Raw genomic sequence first — 18540 nt, forward strand, 5'->3', positions numbered from 1 at the left:
GCTGGCGGTAAAATCAAAACATCGAGGCATCGATGAGGGCAAGAGCTTCTTCGAGGATTACTTTGGGCGCTTTATCGATGAGGCGTAACTTTAGACTCTAGGGTCAGTTCTCAATCATCAATGCCCCTATTCCGTAATCCATCCAACCATTGATTTGAGAGTTGACCCTACTCCTCTGATGGCTTATGCCACACCCGAATCGGAAGGGACTAAATAATATGTTTCCTGAAATACCCCCAGAAGAAAGAGGATATACCGAATGGGAAGTTAAGCAGTTAATGAAGGATGAGTGGGCGAAAAGAAAGCTGTCTTGGTCGGAAAAACTGGCACTAGGATTCGCATATGGATTCATATTGATAGTCGGATTTGTAATCCTCTCAGGACTGCTTTTATATGTCTTTTCTCCAGAAGGTCATTGGGTGTTGATCTGTATTGCGCTCTTCTGTTCTGTATTTGTCATTTTATGGGCCAAAGAGACTTTTCCTAATACATGGAAATGGATGAGTAAGATTTTCTTTGAATGGCCTCTGACTATTGTCGGCGCTATTCTAGGATTTGCATTAGTTGCGGGTCTAATTTGGGGTGCATTGGCTCTTTTGAGGTTTGCGCTTAGATCCTTTATCCTAAACTAAATTGCCTTTGACCTAGGGATCTATTCGTCAGTAGTACGAACGGATGCCCGAAGAGTCGGAACCCATACTTTTACGTTCCACTCTTCTGGATCACAAAGGCCATTCTTTATCCAATGGCTTATCAAAGTTTCGACATGCTTTAACTCGACGCCCAACCTTTTGGCCAGACTCCTTTGTAGAGCTTGGCAGCTTGCAATCTCGTCCAACCAGTCTGAAAGTGGACGATTGGGGGGAGTATTCGGTAGTCACCATCGAACCCTGTCCAAATTTTGAATCGGTTCAAGACCACTATCACCTACAGATTGACCGGATTCTGGATTCGGATCCAAATTCTCTCGGCCCAATTTAAGACCTGCCTTCATTTGGCTCCTTGGGGTAGGGTTTGGGGATGACCGACCGTAGCGTTTGCATTCCGTGGTTTGATGAAAAATCCCAATTCGAAGCCTTTCAGGCGATGATTCCACCGGAACTTCTTAAGCCTCCACTTACTTTTGAGGATTGGGACTTCGGAATTCGCCAGAGAGAGCAGCGAGAGAAGGATATGGGCAATGCTCCCTATCGCATACCAGTAGACCTCGCCGCCTTCGCTGTCTGGGCCTCATCCGAGGGCATAGCGCCTTCCTGGGATTCGGTAACGGAATATGCCTGTCAGCAATGCGGGGATTGATTCGGCCTAGAATCCGAAACCCATTTTAAAACAGTGCCGAAAGGTGAGGGGGTGGAAGCCCGTGCTACTGAAGTGTCCGGTCTAGGCCATTTCTGTTTAAATGGCATTTCCCAATCGTTTCTCTTACTCGCTCTCGTGCTCGTTCTCTCCATCCCCGGGAGAACGAGAAAGAGAACGAGTATGGAAACGATGAGCAGATGATACGCAAAACGTTCTAAACAGAGAATGCCCTAAACGCAAAAAGGCCCGGCACGCTTGCGCGGACCGGGCCTTGAAACGAAGAAGACCTTTGCTTGCTTCGCGGACTTCGTGCTGAATCAGCTCTTCAAAGCGGCTTTGACGGCCTCGAAGTTGGGCAGGTCCTTGGGGGTGGGGCACTGCTCGGCGTATTTGACCGAGCCATCGGTGCCGATGACAAAGGCCGCACGGGCGCTGACGCTGCCAAGGCCGATGAGGTCGCCCAAGAGGACGCCGTAATCCGCCGCCACCTTCTTGTTGAGGTCGCTCAGGATCGGGATGGTGATCTTTTCCTTGATGGCCCAGGCTTCCTGTGCGAACGGGCTGTCGACGCTGATGGCGTAGACTTCGGCATTGAGGCTCTTGTAGGCCTCGATGCCCTGGGTGATGTCGCACATTTCCTGGGTGCAGACGCCGGTGAAGGCGAGGGGGAAGAAGAGCAGCACGGTGTTCTTCTTGCCGAAGTTGTCGCTGAGCTTAACGTCGACGAGGCCGTCGGCGGTTTTCCGCTTGAGGCTGAAGTCGGGGGCTTTGGATCCTACGGTGATGGCCATGGGGATTCTCCTGTGATTGGGGGATTAAGGGATTGGTGATTAAGCAGTCGGGACGGCGCCGGGGGTGGCGAGGTCCTTGAGGACGGCACGGCGGGAGAGCTTGACGCGGCCCTTGTCGTCGACGCCGATGCACTTGACCTGGATGACCTGGCCGACCTTGACCACATCCTCGGTCTTGTTGACCCGGGTGTCGGAAAGTTCGGAGATGTGGACCAGGCCGTCCTGGCCGGGGAGGACTTCGACAAAGGCGCCGAATTCCTTGATCGAGACGACCTTGCCGGTGTAAGTCTTGCCGACGGTGACTTCGGCGCCGACCATTTCCACCAGTTCCTTGGCGCGGGCCATGCCCTCGGCGTTGGAGCAGTAGATGCGGACGGTGCCGTCGTCGGAGATGTTGACCTCGGCCCCGGTTTCGGCGGTGATGCCCTTGACGTTCTTGCCGCCGGGCCCGATGAGCATGCCGATCTTGTCGGGGTTGATGCGCAGGGTTTCGATGCGCGGGGCGTTGGCGGCCAGTTCCGTGCGGGGCTGGGCGATGACGCTGTTCATGAATTCCAGGATCTTGGCGCGGCTGGTGGTGGCGCGGTCAACGGCCTCGTTGAGGATGCTCAACGGAACGCCCGCGAGCTTGAGGTCGAGCTGGAAGCCCGTGATGCCCTTGCTGGTGCCGCAGAGTTTGAAATCCATGTCGCCGAAGTGGTCTTCGGAGCCGAGGATGTCATCGAGCAGTTCGTAGCGCTTGAACGGACCGGTGTCACCATCGCGTTCCGAGACCAGGCCGACGGAGATGCCGGCGACCGGGGCGGAGAGCGGGACGCCCGCATCCATGAGCGAGAGGACGCCGCCGCAGACCGAGGCCATGGAGGTGGATCCGTTGGATTCCATCACTTCCGAGCTGATACGGATGGCGTAGGGGAATTCCGATTCCGGCGGGATGACCGGGAGGATGGAACGCTCGGCCAGGGCGCCGTGGCCGATTTCGCGGCGGTTCTGTCCGCCGAAGCGGCCGGTTTCACCGACGCTGAACGGGGGGAAGTTGTAGTGGAGGATGAAGCGCTTGGTCTTTTCCCCGCCGGTGTAACCGTCGAGTTCCTGGGCTTCGTCGGCCGGGGCGAGGGTGGTCAGGCAGACGGCCTGGGTTTCACCGCGGCTGAAGAGGGACGACCCGTGGACCACGGGGATGAGGCCGACTTCGCCCGCGAGGTTGCGGATCTGGTTGAAGGAACGGCCATCACAGCGGGACTTCTTGTCCAGCATCGAGCCGCGGACGGCTTTTTTCTGGAGGTAGTCGAAGGCCTGGTTGATTTCGAAACCGGTGGCGGTGGGGTATTTGGCCAGGATGGCGGCCTTGACCTCGTCGCGCAGGGCTTCGACCGACTTGTAACGGTCGACCTTGCTCGGTTGGTAGAGGGCGGCTTCGATGCGGTCACCGGCGACTTGGTAGGCGATTTCCAGGAGGTCGTCTTTGACGAGCATGAGGGGGGCGTTGCGCTTGGGCTTGCCAACCTTGGCGGCGAGTTCGCGCTGGGCCTGGACGAGGATCGCGACCTGTTCCTGGGCGAAGGCCATGGCGGACTTGAAGTCGGCTTCCGGGATTTCCAGGCCGGAGCCTTCGATCATGATGGGTTCGGATTCGTTGCCGGCGTAGACGAGGTCGAGGTCGCTGAACTCCATTTCCTTGTGGGTGGGGTTGACGACGAACTTGCCGTCGACGCGGCCGATGCGGACGGCACCGATGGGGCCGTTGAATGGGATGTCCGAGACACAGAGCGCGGCGGAGGCGCCGTTGATGCTGAGGATGTCGGGGTCGTTCTGACCGTCACCGGAGAGGAGCAGGGTGATGATCTGGGTATCGTAGAAGTAGCCCTTGGGGAAGAGCGGGCGCAGGGGACGGTCGGTCATCCGGCAGGTGAGGATTTCTTTTTCCGAGGGTCGGCCTTCGCGCTTGAAATAGCCACCGGGGAAACGTCCCACGGCCGAGGCTTTTTCTTTGTATTCGACGGTGAGGGGGAAGAAGTCCTGTCCGTCCTTGACCTTGGTGGCGGAGACGGCGGTGACGATGACGATGGTGTCGCCACAGCGGACGGTGACGGCGCCGTCGGCCAGTTTGGCGAGTTTGCCGGATTCGAAGGTGATGGATTTGCCGCCGATAGTGGCGGTGATTTGGGTGGGGGTGCTCATGGGGGTCTTTCTGGGGTTGGTGGTATTATGGGGGCGGGACGGGCCCGCCCTTCCAACCCGGCGGCGGTGGAAAGACAGAGAGCAAAGCAGGGTCGGCAGCCAATCTGGCGCGGGGGATCGACGGCCCTGTTGTGTTCTCTGAAACTTTCCCTGTGTGCCGTTCCGGGTTGGGAGTTGCTTGGGTTCGGGTTACTTGCGGATGCTCAACTTCTTGATCACACCCTCGTAGCGGCCCTTGTCGGTGCGCGAGAGGTAATCGAGGAGTCGGCGGCGCTTGCTGACCATGCGGATGAGGCCACGGCGTGAGCTGTGGTCTTTGACCGCGGTCTTGAGGTGGTCGGTCAAATGATTGATCCGATGGGTCAGGATCGCGACCTGCGCGTCAGCCGAGCCGGTATCGCCTTCATGGAGGCGGGTTTCCGCGATGATCGTGGTGGTTTCTGCTTTGGACATAAATGAGTGAAAAAGAGTGCAGGCGAAGGCTGCGGGTGTCAATACCCTTATGTTCGGCCATCTACAACCCCGCAGCGGGCGGGGGGCGCCTGCCCCTCAGGCAAGGGAGAGGAGCACCTTGCCGCCCCGGGATTCCTGGCGGGCGAGGCGGAGGGCTTCCTGGAATTCGGCCATGCGGAAGGTCTTCTCCACCGGGATTTGCAACTGGCCGGCCCGGTGAAGTTCTCCCAGGCGGTCGTAGATCACCTCGGTTTCGAACCGGGGGCGCTGCTGGTAGCGGCGGGTCAGCCAGAACCCGTGGCAGTGGAGGTCGTTGAAGATGAGGAGGCCGTTGGCCAGCTTGAGAGGTTGCTTGGACATGGCCCCATACGTCACGAGTTGGCCGCCCTGGGTGAGACACTTGGCCAGGGTTCCGGCGCTGTCGCCGCCCACGGCATTCAGGGCCAGACGGATCGGGGCCCCTCCGGTGATCTCTTTGAGGCGTTTTGGCAGGGCGGGGTCTTCCACGACCACCGCATCGCCGCCCAAGGCCGTCAGTTCCGCGATGACTTCGGGTCGCCGGACGACGCTGAGGGTTTTCCAGCCGAGGGCACGGGCGATCTGGATGACGCAGCGCCCCACCGCCGAGGTGGCGGCATTTTGGATGATCCAATCGCCGGGTTGGAGGGCAACGAAATCATGCAGCATGCACCAGGCCGTGGGCGGGTTGACATAAAGCATGGAAGCGAATTCGTCCGAGGTGCCTTCGGGGGCCCGGAACACCCGGTCCGCCGGGGCCAACGCAAATTCCTGCCAGGTTCCGGTGCCGCCCGGGGGGATGACCCGGTCGCCGATGGACCAGCCGGTGACTCCAGCGCCAATGGCCTCGACGACGCCGAGACCTTCGTTGCCGCAGACGGCGGGAAGGGGAGGCTTGATGCCGTAGGTGCCCTCGATGAGATTCAAGTCGGCGGGATTGATCGGGGCGAACTTCATCCGCAACCGGAGTTCGCCGGGACCGGGGGCGGGCAGGGGTCGGGTTTGGAGTTCCAGAACCTCCGAGGGATCGCCGAAGCGGGAGATGACCAGTGCGCTGGAGGTGGCGGCGTCCATCAGGTAAGGGCTTTCAGACGGCGGAGGAAAGGTTCCAGTTCGGCAGCGCCGAAGTCGGCGAGGATTTCTCCGTGCCAGTCGAGAGTAGGGGCTTTGGTTTGGCCGGAAAGCGTCACCATTTCATCCATGGCCGCGGGATTGTTCGAGACCGTCACTTTTTGATAGGTGATCCGGTGCTTGTCGAGGAATTCGATGGCCTCGGCGCACCAAGGGCAACCGGTTTTGACGTAGAGTTTGGGATTCGTATCAGACATGTAGGCCAACATAGGCAACGATGCTCCCTTTTCCAATTATTTGACAAAGGGGTTCGCGTTATTAGTTTGTAGTTTGATTCGGCAAGGGCACTCATTGGCACAGCTCTCATTCACTCCTTCCTACCCCGGCCATTGGCCCGAGGTCACTCCCGAGCAATGGAATGACTGGGGCTGGCAGCTCCGCAACCGCATCACCGACCTCAAGGGGTTGGAATCGCGGATGGCCCTCACGCCCCAGGAACGCGCCGGAGTGCTCCTCACCTCCACCAAGCTTGGCATGGGCATCACCCCCCATTTCTTCAACTTGATCGATCCCCAGGACCCCCATTGCCCGATCCGGCGCCAGGTCATCCCTCTTTTGGAAGAAACCCAGACGGCGCCCGAGGAAATGGCCGATCCCTGCGGCGAGGACGGCACCATGCCGGTCCCGGGCTTGGTGCACCGCTATCCCGACCGCGTCCTTTTCCTGGTCACCGACCGTTGCGCCTCCTACTGCCGTTACTGCACCCGCAGCCGTGTGGTCAGCGGGGTGGGGGAGCAGGAACTGGAGACCGATTTCGAGGAAGCCTACAAATACCTCGAATCCCATACTGAAATCCGCGATGTGTTGCTTTCCGGCGGGGATCCGCTGCTGTTTTCGGACAAGAAGCTGGAGGGCATCCTTGCGCGACTCCGGTCGATCCCGCACATCGAGTTCATCCGTATCGGAAGCCGCGTCCCGATCTTCCTGCCGCAGCGCATCACCCCGGACTTTTGTGCCATGCTGCGCAAGTATCATCCGGTCTGGATGAGCGTGCACACCAACCATCCGAAGGAGATCACCAGCGAAGTCAAAGAGGCCCTGGGCCGCCTGGCGGATGCGGGGGTTCCCTTGGGCAACCAGGCCGTCCTCCTCAAAGGGGTCAACAACTCGGTGGAAATTCTCAGGGAACTGATCCACAAACTGGTCTATTGCCGCGTGCGTCCCTATTACCTCTACCAGTGCGACCTCATCCTCGGTACCTCCCACCTGCGGACCTCGATCCAGGAAGGCATCGAGATCATCGACAAGCTCCGGGGTCACACCACCGGCTATGCCGTGCCGCAGTATGTCGTCGACGGCCCGGGGGGCGGCGGGAAGATCCCCCTCAACCCGGATTACATCATCGCCCGCACAGGGGAACGGGTCGTGTTGCGCAATTACCGTGGCGACATTTACGAGTATCCCGATGTCGGTAACGTCACGGCGATGCCCAAGAAGAAGACCGGTTGCGGTTGCGGTTAGATCGTGCCGGGATCTGAGGGCGTTTCGTATTTTAGAACGGCCAACATCCGCTTTCCATCAGGACCGCCGCTTGTGTAGGCTATCCGGCCCATGACCGATTCCGACCACCTGCCCACGCTCCGGCTCCGTCCGGGGCGCAGGCCCCGTGCGCAGGAAGGCCACCCTTGGGTCTTTGCCGGGGAAGTGGAAAACCTGCTCCCCGCCTCGTGCGACGGTGGTGTGGCGGTCTGCCGGGATGCCCGTGGTAAACTGCTCGGAAGCGGTATCTACAACGGGCGATCACAGATTGTCTGGCGTCGCTACTCCAAGCGGGCCGAGGACCTGGATGCCGCCCTTTTCCATTCGCGCTTGGACGAAGCCATCCACCATCGCGGCAACCAAGCGGTTTGCCGCCTGGTCTGGTCTGAAAGTGACCGTCTTCCCGGTTTGGTGGTGGATCGTTACGGTGAGGTGTTGGTCATCCAGATTTCGACTTTGGCGATGGAAGCACGGCGGGGTTTGTTGTCCGAACACCTGCAGGACCGGTTTTCTCCGCTGGCCATGGTGTGGCGCGACGACTTGCCGGTGCGGGCCAAGGAAGGACTGCCCGTGGGTCCGGCGCACAGTGAGCCGCCCAGCTGGCCCCCTTTCTGGTTGTCAGTCGGTGGAGTGGAGTTTCATATCGATCCGCTGGGAGGGCAGAAGACCGGGCTTTATCTGGACCAGAGGGAACAACACATCCTGGTGGCATCGTTGGCCCGGGGAAAGCGTGTCCTGGATTGTTTCTGCAACCAGGGCGGGTTCGCCCTGCACGCCGCACGGGCCGGTGCGGCCACGGCCACGGGGATGGATTCCTCGGCCGAGGCCATTGCCGCCGGTCGTCTGACCGCCGCACACAACCGTTTGGGCGTGGAATTCATCGAGGCCAATGTCTTCGATGCCCTCAAGCCGGTCCATCCGGGTGCTTACGACCTCATCATCCTCGATCCACCGCCCTTTGCCCCTGGCAAGGACCGGGTCGAGGGGGCGCTGCGCGGCTACAAGGAGATCAACCTCCGTGCACTGAAGATCCTCCCCGTCGGGGGCATTCTCGCCACCTACAGTTGCTCGCACCACATTGGCTATGAAATGTTCCGTGAAATGCTGGCCCAGGCCGCCCATGACGCCGGTCGCGGCGTCCGCCTGCTCCACCGCACGGGCCAGCCCGCCGACCATCCGGTATTGCTTCACCATGATGAAAGCGAATACCTGCGCGGGTATATTCTGGAGGTGGTGGAGTGAGGAGATTTCAGATTTCTGATTTCAGATTTTTGATTGTCTGGGGATTTGTGATTCTCGGGTGGGGCACCGCTTCCGCTTCGGCTGCCCTTTCAGTCACCGATGCGGATGGGGTCAGACGCCGATTGGATGAACCCGGTCGCGTCACGGTGGTGATTTACTCGAACCCGGCGATGCAGGAATGGACAAGGAAGGCCGGGGCTTCGCTGGATGTTTTCCAGGGCCGCCCCGATTTTCGTTCGGTCGTGTTGGTGGATCTGCGCAAGTCGATGGCCGATTGGGCCAAGGGCTACACTGTTCGCCGCATGCAAAAGGATCTCGACATGGAAGCGCTGCGCATCGCGCCTGCCTATCGTGCGAATGGCAATCACAACAATCCCAGACCCGATGTCAGCGCGGTGGCGGATTTCAAGGGTGAAGTCTGCCAAGCGGTGGGGTGGGACGAGCCGGCGGACAAAAAAAGAGTCGTGGTCTTTGGCAAGGATGGGAAGGTGGCGTTCCGTTCCGAGAGCGCGTCGGATTTTGAGGGATTGGTAAAGGCCGCGGGGAGAGCGCTGGAGGCCAATCCGTGAAGGAGGCACTGAAACTGGGCACCCGGGGCAGTCCGCTGGCGGTGGCCCAGAGCACCCAGATTGCCCGCGCGTTGGAAGCCGCCCATCCCGGTCTCAAGGTGGAACTGGTCCGCATCACCACCACGGGCGACCAGATGCAGGCCGGTCCTGTCAAGCCGGTGGAATCCACCAAGGCCATTTTCACCAAGGAATTGGAGGAAGCCATGCTGGCCGGGCAGGTCGATTTTGCCGTGCACAGCGCGAAAGATCTGGCCGCCGCCATGCCCGAGGGTTTGGTCCTGGCCGCAGTCCCTGTCCGCGCCTCATGTGCCGATGTGCTGATTTCGCGCCGCGGGTTGGGTGTTCTGGGTGGGCAGGAACGGATGACCCTGGCTTCCAGCAGCCTGCGTCGCAGCCTCCAATGGGTGGAACGTTATCCCGGAGCCTCCTTCGTCCCCCTTCGCGGCAACATCGACACCCGGATCATGCGCTTGCGTGAGCATGCGTCATGGGATGGGATCATCCTGGCCCGGGCCGGGTTGACGCGTCTGCCGGTGGATCTTTCCGGTCTGGTGGCGGAGGATCTGCCGACCGAGTGGATGTTGCCGGCACCGGGGCAGGGTGCCCTGGCGCTGCAAGCGCGGGCGGATGATGCGGACACCCTCGGTCTCCTCGTGGCACTCGATGATCCGGCCACCCGGAGACGGGTCGGTTTGGAACGGGCGTTCCTGGTCGCGATGGAGGCCGGTTGCCATGTCCCGCTGGGAGCGCTGGCCGATGAACCGGAGGATGGTGGAAGATTCCGCCTCAGGGCGGTGTTTTATCATGAGGGACAGCCCCAGGGAAGGAAGGGCGAAGTCTCTGGCCGCTGGGATGAAGCCGAGCAGGGGGTGAGGGCGCTCGCCGCCCAACTCAGGGGACCATGAAGGGAGGCATCTGCTATCTGGTGGGGGCCGGCCCGGGCGATCCAGGGCTCATCACCTTGCGGGCCGTTGAAGTTCTGCGGAAGGCCGAGGTTCTGGTCTACGATGCCCTGGCCAGCCAGACCTTTCTCGAATGGGTCCGTCCGGATTGTTTGAAAATCGACGCGGGCAAGCGTGCCGGACAACACACCCTGGGCCAGGCGGAGATCAACCGCCTCCTGGTCGAACACACCGCAGCGGGCAAATGGGTGGTCCGTTTGAAGGGGGGGGATCCCTTCATCTTCGGACGCGGAGGTGAGGAAGCCGAAGCCTTGGCGGCGGCGGGCCTGTCTTACGAAGTCATCCCGGGTGTGACTGCGGGTTATGCCGTGCCGGCCTACGCGGGCATCCCGCTCACCCATCGCGATCACTCGGGCTGTGTGGCCTTTGTCACCGGACATGAAAGCGCCGAGGGGGAATCCAAGGTCCATTGGAAGGCCCTGGCTGATTCCGGGGCCACACTTGTTCTGTTCATGGCGGTGAAAGACCTCGCTTCGATCTGCGAAAAATTGCGCAACGCCGGTCGTCCCGCAGAGACCCCGGCCGCCTTCATCCACTGGGGATCGACCGCCCGTCAACGGACCATCATGGGCACCATCGCATCCCTGCCCGACCAAGTGGCGAGATCCGGGCTGGGGGCCCCCGCCATCGTGGTGGTGGGCGGGGTGGCCGGATTGCACCACACCCTCTCGTGGTTCGAGCGCCGGCCTTTGTTTGGGAAGAAGGTGGTGGTGACCCGCACCTTCACCTATCAAAACAAATTACGCCAATTACTGGAAGAACGCGGGGCGGATGTGATCGATCTCCCGACCATCCGCATCGTGCCGAAAACCGACGGTCAACGCTGGGAAGATCCCCTTCCATTTGGTGACTGGCTGGTTTTCAGCAGTCCGAACGGGGTGGAACATTTTTTCCGGCAGTATCTCGCCCACCACGACATCCGCTCGCTGGCCGGCCGGAAGATCGCGGCCATCGGTCCATCCACCGCCGCCCGGGTCAGGGACTTTCACCTGGGGGTCGACCTGATGCCGTCGAAATTCAGCGCGGTCGATCTCGTCAGGGCCTGGCCTTCCAGCGAAGTCGGGAAGAAGATCCTTTTCCCCTGCGGAGTCAAGGCGGGGAGAGACTTGGAGGAGGGCCTGAAGCCGCATGGGTGCGAAGTGCGGCGCATCGAGGTCTACGACACCGTCCCCGAGACCGGCGATACCCAGGGCGGCATCCGCAGGTTGACCACGGAAGGGGCGGACTGGATTCTGTTCTGCAGCACCTCGGCGGTGGAAAATTTCGCCGCGCTGGGATTGGATTACCCCAAGGAAGGCCTGCGTTACGCCAGTCTGGGGCCCGTGACCTCGGCGGCCATGGATCGGATGGGTTTTCCGGTGCACGTGCAGGCCCCGCAGAGCACGCTGGATGCGCTGGTGGGATCGTTGTCGGTTTAAGGCCCTTGTTCATGGTGCGGAAGGGCGAAACTCCTGGCTCCCCCGCAAGGGTGCGGGGCTGAGCCGCCCTTGGAAGACAGGCATCAAACCGGCTCGGCAGTCCGCCTCAGGCGGATCGCCCCCCCCCGTTGATTTTGTCATTCAGTCCATGGGCTTTGGTTATGTAGGCAAATTGCAATCTGAGGCCGTGTTTACGACATGGGGGAGCAGTCCCAAGCCTTGAGTTTGCCGTTTTCTGGACCACGCTTTCATCATGATGCTTTTGGATCGTGGACGGACCATTTGGGGCCTGCTGGTTCTCTTGCCTCTGATTGTCACAGCTGCTCCTGCGGAAAAAACGGCCAGTGGCGACTTGCAGCGCTTCGAGGGCTGCACGTTGATCGAAGTTGATTGGTCCGATGGGGACAGCTTCCCGGTGCGGTTGCCCGACGGCCGGGAGCAGACGGTGCGGCTTTACGGTGCGGATTGTATGGAATGGCATGTGAAGGACGACTCCGATGCCCGGCGACTGAGGACCCAGCGGCGTTATTTCGGCCTGGCTTCGGGACCGGCCGAAGCCTCCATTGCCCGGGCCAAGGGCTTTGGCGCGGAGGCGGCGTCGCGGGTGAAGACACTTCTGGCCAAACCTTTTGTCATCCACACGGCCTTCGCCGACGGGCGGGGGGACAGCCACTACTCACGCGTTTACGCCTTTGTGGAGACGGCGGAGAAACGGGACCTGGCCGCACAATTGGTCGAGGAAGGACTGGCGAGGGCCTTCGGGGTTTATCGCCAGACGCCGGACCGGCTTTCGGCGGATGATTACCGCGAACACTTGCGGGATCTGGAACTGGCCGCGGCGGCGGAGAAGCGCGGGATCTGGGCCTTGACGAACTGGACCGAGTTGCCCAAGGAACGCCTGGCCGAGCGCCAGGAGGATGCCGAATTGGATCTGGCCACCGGCAGCGGGAAAAAATCCCCCGCGCAACCGGTCAACCCCAACTCGGCGTCGCGGGATGAGTTGATGGCCTTGCCGGGAATCGGCGAGGCCATGGCCCTGCGCATCATCGAGGAACGCGCCAAGGGACCCTTCAAGAACCCGGAGGAACTCACCCGGGTGCGCGGCATCAGTCCGGCGACGCTGGAAAAACTGCGGCCGCTGCTGGTATTCCGCTAGGTCTTCGTGCTCCAAGCGGCCAGCGCCTCGACCCATTTCGGGTGTTCATTGAGGCAGGGAATGAGACGGAATTCCTCGCCGCCGTGTTCGAGGAAATTGTCGCGGCCTTCCATGCCGATTTCCTCGATGGTTTCCAGGCAGTCGGAGACAAAGGCCGGGCAGGCCACGACCAGCTTCTTGACCCCGCTCTGCGCCAGCTGGGTGATGGTCTGGTCGGTGTAGGGCACGCACCATTCCTCGCTGCCGAGGCGGGATTGGAAAGAGGTGGTGTATTGGTCCTCCCGCAGCCCAAGGCGTTGGACCATGGACCTGGTGGTGTGGACACTTTGGTGGCGGTAACAGACCTTGTGTACGGCGGAGGCCACGTTGCAACAATCCTCGACCTTCATGCAGTGGGCCTTGGAGGGATCGCCTTTCCACAGGTGCCGTTTGGGGATGCCGTGGTAGCTGAAAAGGAAATGGTCCCAGGGTTGTTCCAAGTGGGGACGGATCGAGGCCTCCAGGGCGTCGAGGTATAGAGGGTCGTCGTAGAAAGGGTCGATGACCGTGAGTTTCACCTTCGATCCGAGTTCCTTCATGACTTCGCGGGCTTTGACCACCACGGTCTCGAAAGAGGACATGGCGTAGTGGGGGTAGAGCGGGATCATGAAGATTTCCTCCAGCGAAGAATCGCCGAGCAATTCTTCCAGTCCGTGACGGATGGAGGGATTTCCGTAGCGCATGCCCAGGCCGACCTTGAGGGGGATTTTTTCCGCGAGGTGTTTTTGCAGTTTTTTGCTGGTGACGACGAGCGGTGAACCTTCCGGGGTCCAGATGTTTTCGTAGGCGTGGGCGGATTTTTTCGGGCGGAAGGGAAGGATGAAGCAGCTCAGGATGATCCGGCGGAGCAACCAGGGCACGTCGATGACCCGGTCGTCCATGAGAAACTCATTCAGGTAGCGGCGGACATCGGGGATGGAAGTGGAATCGGGGGACCCCAGGTTGACCAGGAAAACGGCACGGCGGGAAGACATGGTGGAAACAGGCTAAAAGGAGTTTTCAGAAATGCGAACCGGGAAATGTACGGTCGGGGCCGGGGGGGCACTTTGTTTTCGTGCTGTATGTTCAGGGGTTTTCGTAGCTCATGCGGGTGAGGAGGCGTTCGAGTGCACGGCGAAGGGCCTGATTGATGGGGAAACGGTCGAAGCCGATTTCGGGATGCAGGGCCCAGAGGGCATCGGTGGCCTCGGTGTAGAGCGGTGGGCGCAATTCCCCGCGCGCCACCCGCAGGGTGGATTCGCTCACGGCAGTGGGGCAGGTTTGCTGGTGGATGCGGCAGGCAGTGAATTGGGGAGTGCCGTTTTGGTCGCGTCGGCCGGCAAAGCCAAAGAGGCGGCAGAGGAGGGGGCGCTGGGCATACTGCCCGCAGCGTCCCGCCGTATCCGATCCGGCGACGGGCTCGAAGAACACGCAGGTGGTGGCGTCCGGATGCTCGTGCAATTGGCGCAAGGTCGCTTCGGCTTTACCGGTTCGCACCAGGTGATCGGCCATCGGGAGCATCTCCAATTCCGAGGCTTCCACCTCCGGCGAGTGGCAACAGGCCCCGCAACCGGGCGGGCAGGTGATCCCCGAAGCGCGGGCGAAGGCTTCAGTGGCCTGGTCCGTTTGGGAAAACAGCGCACGTAGATCGCACAGGAGCGCATTCATGATCATGCAGGGTAATGCAACTTTGGCGGGATTCGAGCGCGTAGTGGGTGCCCGGTGTTGGATTGTTCAAAGGAAGGGCTGGCAAATCCGGCGGGCCAGACCGGGTCGTTGGCCCAGCCACCGGACGGTCCGGCAGCCCCAGGATGGATGAATGCCTAGCCATCGGGTAAGAGCATTCTGCCAGGAGAGGCCGCGATACAGGGCGAGGTGAGCGGCTTGGTATTCGAGGGAAAGACGGTCGATGGTTTGATGGTGGACGGCTTGGGCGCTCAATTTTCCTGCCAACTCGCCGGAGGCCAGGGCCAGGGCGATGCCTTCGCCGGTGAAGGGTTCGACCACCCGGGCGGCGTCCCCGACGAGCAGGATGTTTCCCGACGATGGCCGAGCCGGGGCGCGGGCGATGGGGTGGACGCTGTGCCAATCGAGGTCTCCGCTCCCGGGGAAGTAGCGCGCGGCGATTTCCGAGGGATGGACGCCGGAGTCGGTACGCAGGACCATGCAGAGGTTGGCCGGACCGGTGCCGTTGCGGGCAAGCCCGAAGTAGCCCTCGGGGAAAAAAGTCATGTGCACGGCATCGTCGGCCCCCGGGCAGTCGAGGGAGGTCTGCCAGGCCACGCGCGGACAGCGCGGATTCGGACGGGAAAGTCCGGAGACGCGCGCGAGCCAGGAGTTGCGTCCGTCGGCACCGACCAGGACCTTTCCCCGGAATTCACCCCGGTCGGTCAGCAGCGTACCGTTTTTTTCCAGGGAAAGAGAAAGGGGCGTGGTTTCGGTGAAGTAGGAAGCGCCCGCCTGTTGTGCCTCCTTCATGAGCCAGTGGTCGAGATTTTCGCGGGACACCGCACGCTGTCCGTCGGGGTGTGCGCTGCGGACAAACTCCAAGGGGTTGTTGAAATCGGAGGAAAGACGCAGCCGGGTCAGCGGTTGATGGGGAAGGAGGGAGAACGAGGTGTCGAGCCCTTGGCGGCGGAAGATATCCCAAACGCTTGGGTGGAGACAATCGCCGCAGATTTTGGGCCGGGGGAAACGGGCCTTGTCGATGACGGCCACCGACAGGCCGGCCCGTGCGGCGACGAGCGCGGCCATCGATCCGGCCGGTCCGGCGCCGAGGATGAGCAGGTCGTGATGGAGGGGCGCATTCATGCCTTGTGCCACCACAAGGCCTGGCGGAACCAGGGGAGGGGGCGGTGCTGCGCGGATTTCCAGCCGGCCCGGTGGGCCAATGCGGCGAATTCCCCTCTATTCCACGCCCTGCGCACGGACAGGAGGGCGTCGTGGCGGGTGATGGGGTCGTTCAGCCAGTACCGCACCACCAACCAGACTCCGGCATAGCCCATGGGGTTGCGTTCGAGGTCGCTGACCACGACCAGACGCCGTGCGATCCGTGCCAATTCGCGCAGGACGGTCACGGCTTCGTCATCCGGGAAGTGGTGCAGGGCGAGGTGGCAGGTGACGAGGTCGAAGCTTTCATCGGGGAAAGGCAGGGCGCGCAGGTCGGCCGATTGGAAGTCGATGGTTGGATCAGCGGCGTGCTCCCGGGCCAATTCCAGGGTGGTGGGGTGGAGGTCGATGGCGACGCTTCGTCTGGGGGCGAGAATGTCGTGCTGGAGTTTGGTTAGGTCGCCCCCGCCGCAGGCGGCATCAAGGACCGACATGACCGGTGCGGGAAGCGATTGCGCCAGCCTGCAGGCGAAGCGGGCGGCGCCGAGTCCGCCGAAACAACGGTTGAGCGTGCGCAGGTTCTCGAGGTCGCGCTTGAGGACGTCCGGGACAACATCGGGCCGGTCCATTTCCTCGACACAGCCGGGGTCATAAAAGCGGCTGCGCAGATTGGGGAATGCCATGCCCGAAGGTAGCCGCTTTTTTCAATTAGGCGAGGCGAAGGCCGCGGACGGGTCTACATGAAGAAATTGCCCTGGAGCTTGAAGTCGTCGCTGAATTTCTTCCGTCCTTCCACCGTTTCCAAGTGGTGGAAGAATTCGTCGGCCTGTTCGAAGAGGTGGCCCTTCTCGATGTAGCTGTCGGTGGTGAAGGGGCTGAACCCTTTGGGGAAAATCATGTAGCGCGCCTTCATGTAATCGCGCGCGTGGCCGAGTTCGTCCATCATCCCGGCGGAGAGCGGCGGGCGTTCCGGATAGGGGTGGATGGCCACCACCGCGTGGACCTTGCCGACATACCAGTGGAGGTCGCGGTGCACGGTGTAGGCGTAGATGGCCTCGCGGTTGGCCTGGGTTTCCTGGTCGTAGTTGGTGCCGATTTCGACGGTTTGCGGATCAATGACCACGGCGTAGTCGCGCAGGCGGTCGATGACCTTGTTGACCTCCAGGCGCATATCCGGGGTGGCGTAGGTCATGGAGTAGCTGGCGTAGACGACCCAGGGGTTGGGGTAGGCGGTCAGTTTGTACAGGCACTCGGGGGGTTCACCGGTGGCGACGACGTAGTGCGGCACGCCCATGTATTTGGCCCAATCTTCCGACAAGCTGACTTCCTCATGCATCCAGGAGAGGATTTCGTAGAGGGTGTGGCTCCGGTCCTTGAGCGACTGGAGGAAGGGGTCGTCCACCTGGGGGCTCTCCAGCTTGGCTTTGATGAGCCACTCGGCGTCGATGAGAGTGACGATGAGGTCCGGCCGTATGAAGTCGCGGATGTAGCGTTGGTCCTTGAACTTGCGGTTGATGCGGTTCCACTCGACGGTGGCGGGGGCGCGGACGATGACGTCCTGATACTTGTGCTTCTCGATTTCGAAGCCGATGCGTTCGTATTCTCGCTCGCGGGTCAGTTCGAAGACATAGTCGGTGGTGCCGAGGAGGCGTTCGAGGGGTTTTTTGCCCGCCTTGGTGAAGGCCTCGACCGCATTGAAAACCTTGATGTCGCGGTGGTTTTTTTGGCCGAGGGCGACGACCTTGTTGAGGTATTCGGCATCATCCATGCCGGCAATCATGCCTGTGACGAGTACGCGCATATGTGAGTTCCGAAGCTTAGCGTGCCTTATCCGCACCGCAAGAAGGGTGTGGGATAAAGATTCGTTACGATAGCACTACAATTTGGACATTTTCGATTTGGTGGTTTCAATAATCCAACCGAATGGGCGGGTTTCCTCACGGGATAGTCTCTTGATTTCATCCCACCATTTCATAGTCAGTCGGATGATATCCCAATAGGACCAGCCCATCTTTTTTGGGGGTTTAATGAAAAACACGCCCACTTTGTGGGTTTGGCAAAGCTGCCACTGGGCATGGGTTCGGTGGATGTTGATATCCTGGGTGATGATGACTCCGTGGCGTTTGGCTACCTCGGGAATCCAATCTTCATCTGCCGCTCCCCGGTCGAATTCCTCCACGACCGAGCAAACTTCAAAATCCTCCCCTTTACGGCCTTCTTGGAAGGTCCGAAATCCGGCGATTAAATGGGGAGAAAAATTTTCGTCGAAATAAACTCTCATGCAGCCTGGCGGGTTTCGAACCGCCAAGCTTCCTGCACCGCGCCAGGGTCCAGACGGAAATCATCAGCGATGTCTTCAATTTTTTCTCCGCCCTTGATCAAGGAGGCGAGAGCTTCCGTGGTGATATTGGTTCCGCATACCACAGGACGGCCAAAAGCATGTCTGGGATCAACCACAATCTGGTGATCGCGTCCCATGGGAAAATAGCGGGCGGCCAATCGTGTGGAGGCATCAAAGTCGATCCGGTGACAAAACGGACCGATCAGGGCTTCAAAAGCCACCTGTCCTCCGGAACCCAGTTCGAGCAAGACTTGATGGCCCATCTCTTTCAGCAATCGGCGTTTGTCGGTCATCAAACCCTGGAGGGCGAACGGGTAGGGAGTCTGGAAACGGGAACCCAGTTCCTTGCGGGCTTGGCGGAGGGTGGTCATGGACACGCCGTGACCCCGAAGCTGGGCGATGGAGAATAACTCGATCAAAGTGAAGAAGTTGAAATGTCGGTCCCGACCCTCACCCCGGGTGGAAAATTCCCCGGCTGGCAAGCGGCGCGAGGAGGCGACTGAACCTTCTACGGGCCTCAAGGAAGTGCCCCGAACCCACGAACGGAGGCGGGCAAGGGGGAGCCCGAGCAAACGCGCGGCATCCGGCAGTGTGTAGGCGCCGGAACTGAGAGTGGGTGTTGGAAGGGAGACCATTGCTGTTACAATCTAGAA

General features: G+C 60.8%; 20 protein-coding genes. 8 read left to right on the forward strand and 12 right to left on the reverse strand.

The window, feature by feature from the left end; genetic code table 11:
• Positions 1 to 218 precede the first annotated feature (218 nt).
• Both SFU85_12095 and SFU85_12100 read left to right on the forward strand, forming a co-directional pair.
• The gene (locus SFU85_12095) at positions 219 to 632 is read left to right on the forward strand and encodes a hypothetical protein (GenBank protein MDX6767517.1); all 414 of its coding nucleotides are present in this window, start codon (positions 219 to 221) and stop codon (positions 630 to 632) included.
• Positions 633 to 1020: 388 nt separating this feature from the next.
• Positions 1021 to 1299, forward strand: a complete 279-nt coding sequence (locus SFU85_12100; GenBank protein MDX6767518.1) for a hypothetical protein — start codon at positions 1021 to 1023, stop codon at positions 1297 to 1299.
• Between the two features lie 317 nt (positions 1300 to 1616).
• On the opposite strand, the gene SFU85_12105 is transcribed toward SFU85_12100, so the two are convergent.
• From SFU85_12105 to SFU85_12125, 5 genes are all read right to left on the reverse strand, one after another.
• Positions 1617 to 2090 (reverse strand): redoxin domain-containing protein, encoded by a 474-nt coding sequence (locus SFU85_12105; protein MDX6767519.1) that lies wholly within the window; start codon positions 2088 to 2090, stop codon positions 1617 to 1619.
• A 39-nt stretch (positions 2091 to 2129) separates the two neighbouring features.
• The gene (gene pnp / locus SFU85_12110) at positions 2130 to 4271 is read right to left on the reverse strand and encodes a polyribonucleotide nucleotidyltransferase (protein MDX6767520.1); all 2142 of its coding nucleotides are present in this window, start codon (positions 4269 to 4271) and stop codon (positions 2130 to 2132) included.
• Positions 4272 to 4460: 189 nt separating this feature from the next.
• A complete protein-coding gene (rpsO, locus tag SFU85_12115) occupies positions 4461 to 4724 on the reverse strand; it encodes a 30S ribosomal protein S15 (protein ID MDX6767521.1) in 264 nt (87 codons plus the stop codon).
• A gap of 96 nt (positions 4725 to 4820) precedes the next feature.
• Positions 4821 to 5816, reverse strand: a complete 996-nt coding sequence (locus SFU85_12120) for a 2-enoyl thioester reductase domain-containing protein (GenBank protein ID MDX6767522.1) — start codon at positions 5814 to 5816, stop codon at positions 4821 to 4823.
• Positions 5816 to 6070, reverse strand: coding sequence for a glutaredoxin family protein (locus SFU85_12125; protein ID MDX6767523.1), 255 nt, complete (start codon positions 6068 to 6070; stop codon positions 5816 to 5818). Before SFU85_12125 ends, SFU85_12120 begins: the two co-directional genes overlap by 1 nt.
• 94 nt (positions 6071 to 6164) lie before the next feature.
• Here SFU85_12125 and SFU85_12130 point away from each other — a divergent pair, with 94 nt between their 5' ends.
• From SFU85_12130 to SFU85_12155, 6 genes are all read left to right on the forward strand, one after another.
• On the forward strand, positions 6165 to 7334 hold the full coding sequence (locus SFU85_12130; GenBank protein MDX6767524.1) for a KamA family radical SAM protein: 1170 nt from the start codon (positions 6165 to 6167) through the stop codon (positions 7332 to 7334).
• A gap of 90 nt (positions 7335 to 7424) precedes the next feature.
• Positions 7425 to 8594 (forward strand): class I SAM-dependent rRNA methyltransferase, encoded by a 1170-nt coding sequence (locus SFU85_12135; protein MDX6767525.1) that lies wholly within the window; start codon positions 7425 to 7427, stop codon positions 8592 to 8594.
• 47 nt (positions 8595 to 8641) lie between these two features.
• A complete protein-coding gene (locus SFU85_12140; GenBank protein MDX6767526.1) occupies positions 8642 to 9163 on the forward strand; it encodes a hypothetical protein in 522 nt (173 codons plus the stop codon).
• The gene (gene hemC / locus SFU85_12145) at positions 9160 to 10068 is read left to right on the forward strand and encodes a hydroxymethylbilane synthase (GenBank protein MDX6767527.1); all 909 of its coding nucleotides are present in this window, start codon (positions 9160 to 9162) and stop codon (positions 10066 to 10068) included. Before SFU85_12140 ends, hemC begins: the two co-directional genes overlap by 4 nt.
• On the forward strand, positions 10065 to 11543 hold the full coding sequence (gene cobA / locus SFU85_12150; protein ID MDX6767528.1) for a uroporphyrinogen-III C-methyltransferase: 1479 nt from the start codon (positions 10065 to 10067) through the stop codon (positions 11541 to 11543). Before hemC ends, cobA begins: the two co-directional genes overlap by 4 nt.
• Before the next feature lie 253 nt (positions 11544 to 11796).
• The gene (locus tag SFU85_12155) at positions 11797 to 12699 is read left to right on the forward strand and encodes a helix-hairpin-helix domain-containing protein (protein ID MDX6767529.1); all 903 of its coding nucleotides are present in this window, start codon (positions 11797 to 11799) and stop codon (positions 12697 to 12699) included.
• Here the strand turns inward: SFU85_12155 and hemH are convergent.
• The 7 genes from hemH to SFU85_12190 form a co-directional block, all read right to left on the reverse strand.
• Complete coding sequence (hemH, locus tag SFU85_12160; protein MDX6767530.1) at positions 12696 to 13712, reverse strand: ferrochelatase; 1017 nt, start codon at positions 13710 to 13712, stop codon at positions 12696 to 12698. The two genes, SFU85_12155 and hemH, sit on opposite strands and share 4 nt — an antisense overlap.
• 91 nt (positions 13713 to 13803) lie before the next feature.
• Complete coding sequence (locus SFU85_12165) at positions 13804 to 14385, reverse strand: YkgJ family cysteine cluster protein (protein ID MDX6767531.1); 582 nt, start codon at positions 14383 to 14385, stop codon at positions 13804 to 13806.
• Positions 14386 to 14451: 66 nt separating this feature from the next.
• On the reverse strand, positions 14452 to 15528 hold the full coding sequence (locus SFU85_12170; GenBank protein MDX6767532.1) for an FAD-dependent monooxygenase: 1077 nt from the start codon (positions 15526 to 15528) through the stop codon (positions 14452 to 14454).
• Positions 15525 to 16229, reverse strand: a complete 705-nt coding sequence (locus tag SFU85_12175) for a methyltransferase domain-containing protein (GenBank protein ID MDX6767533.1) — start codon at positions 16227 to 16229, stop codon at positions 15525 to 15527. The genes SFU85_12170 and SFU85_12175 overlap by 4 nt, the downstream gene beginning before the upstream one ends.
• A gap of 53 nt (positions 16230 to 16282) precedes the next feature.
• A complete protein-coding gene (locus SFU85_12180; GenBank protein MDX6767534.1) occupies positions 16283 to 17347 on the reverse strand; it encodes a hypothetical protein in 1065 nt (354 codons plus the stop codon).
• Positions 17348 to 17422: 75 nt separating this feature from the next.
• On the reverse strand, positions 17423 to 17827 hold the full coding sequence (locus tag SFU85_12185) for a hypothetical protein (protein ID MDX6767535.1): 405 nt from the start codon (positions 17825 to 17827) through the stop codon (positions 17423 to 17425).
• Entirely contained in the window at positions 17824 to 18522 is a 699-nt protein-coding gene (locus SFU85_12190) for a DUF433 domain-containing protein (GenBank protein MDX6767536.1), read from the reverse strand. The genes SFU85_12185 and SFU85_12190 overlap by 4 nt, the downstream gene beginning before the upstream one ends.
• Between the last annotated feature and the right edge of the window lie 18 nt (positions 18523 to 18540).

The sequence above is a fragment of the Candidatus Methylacidiphilales bacterium genome (assembly GCA_033875315.1).
Lineage (GTDB): Bacteria > Verrucomicrobiota > Verrucomicrobiia > Methylacidiphilales > CAZTYG01 > JANRJG01.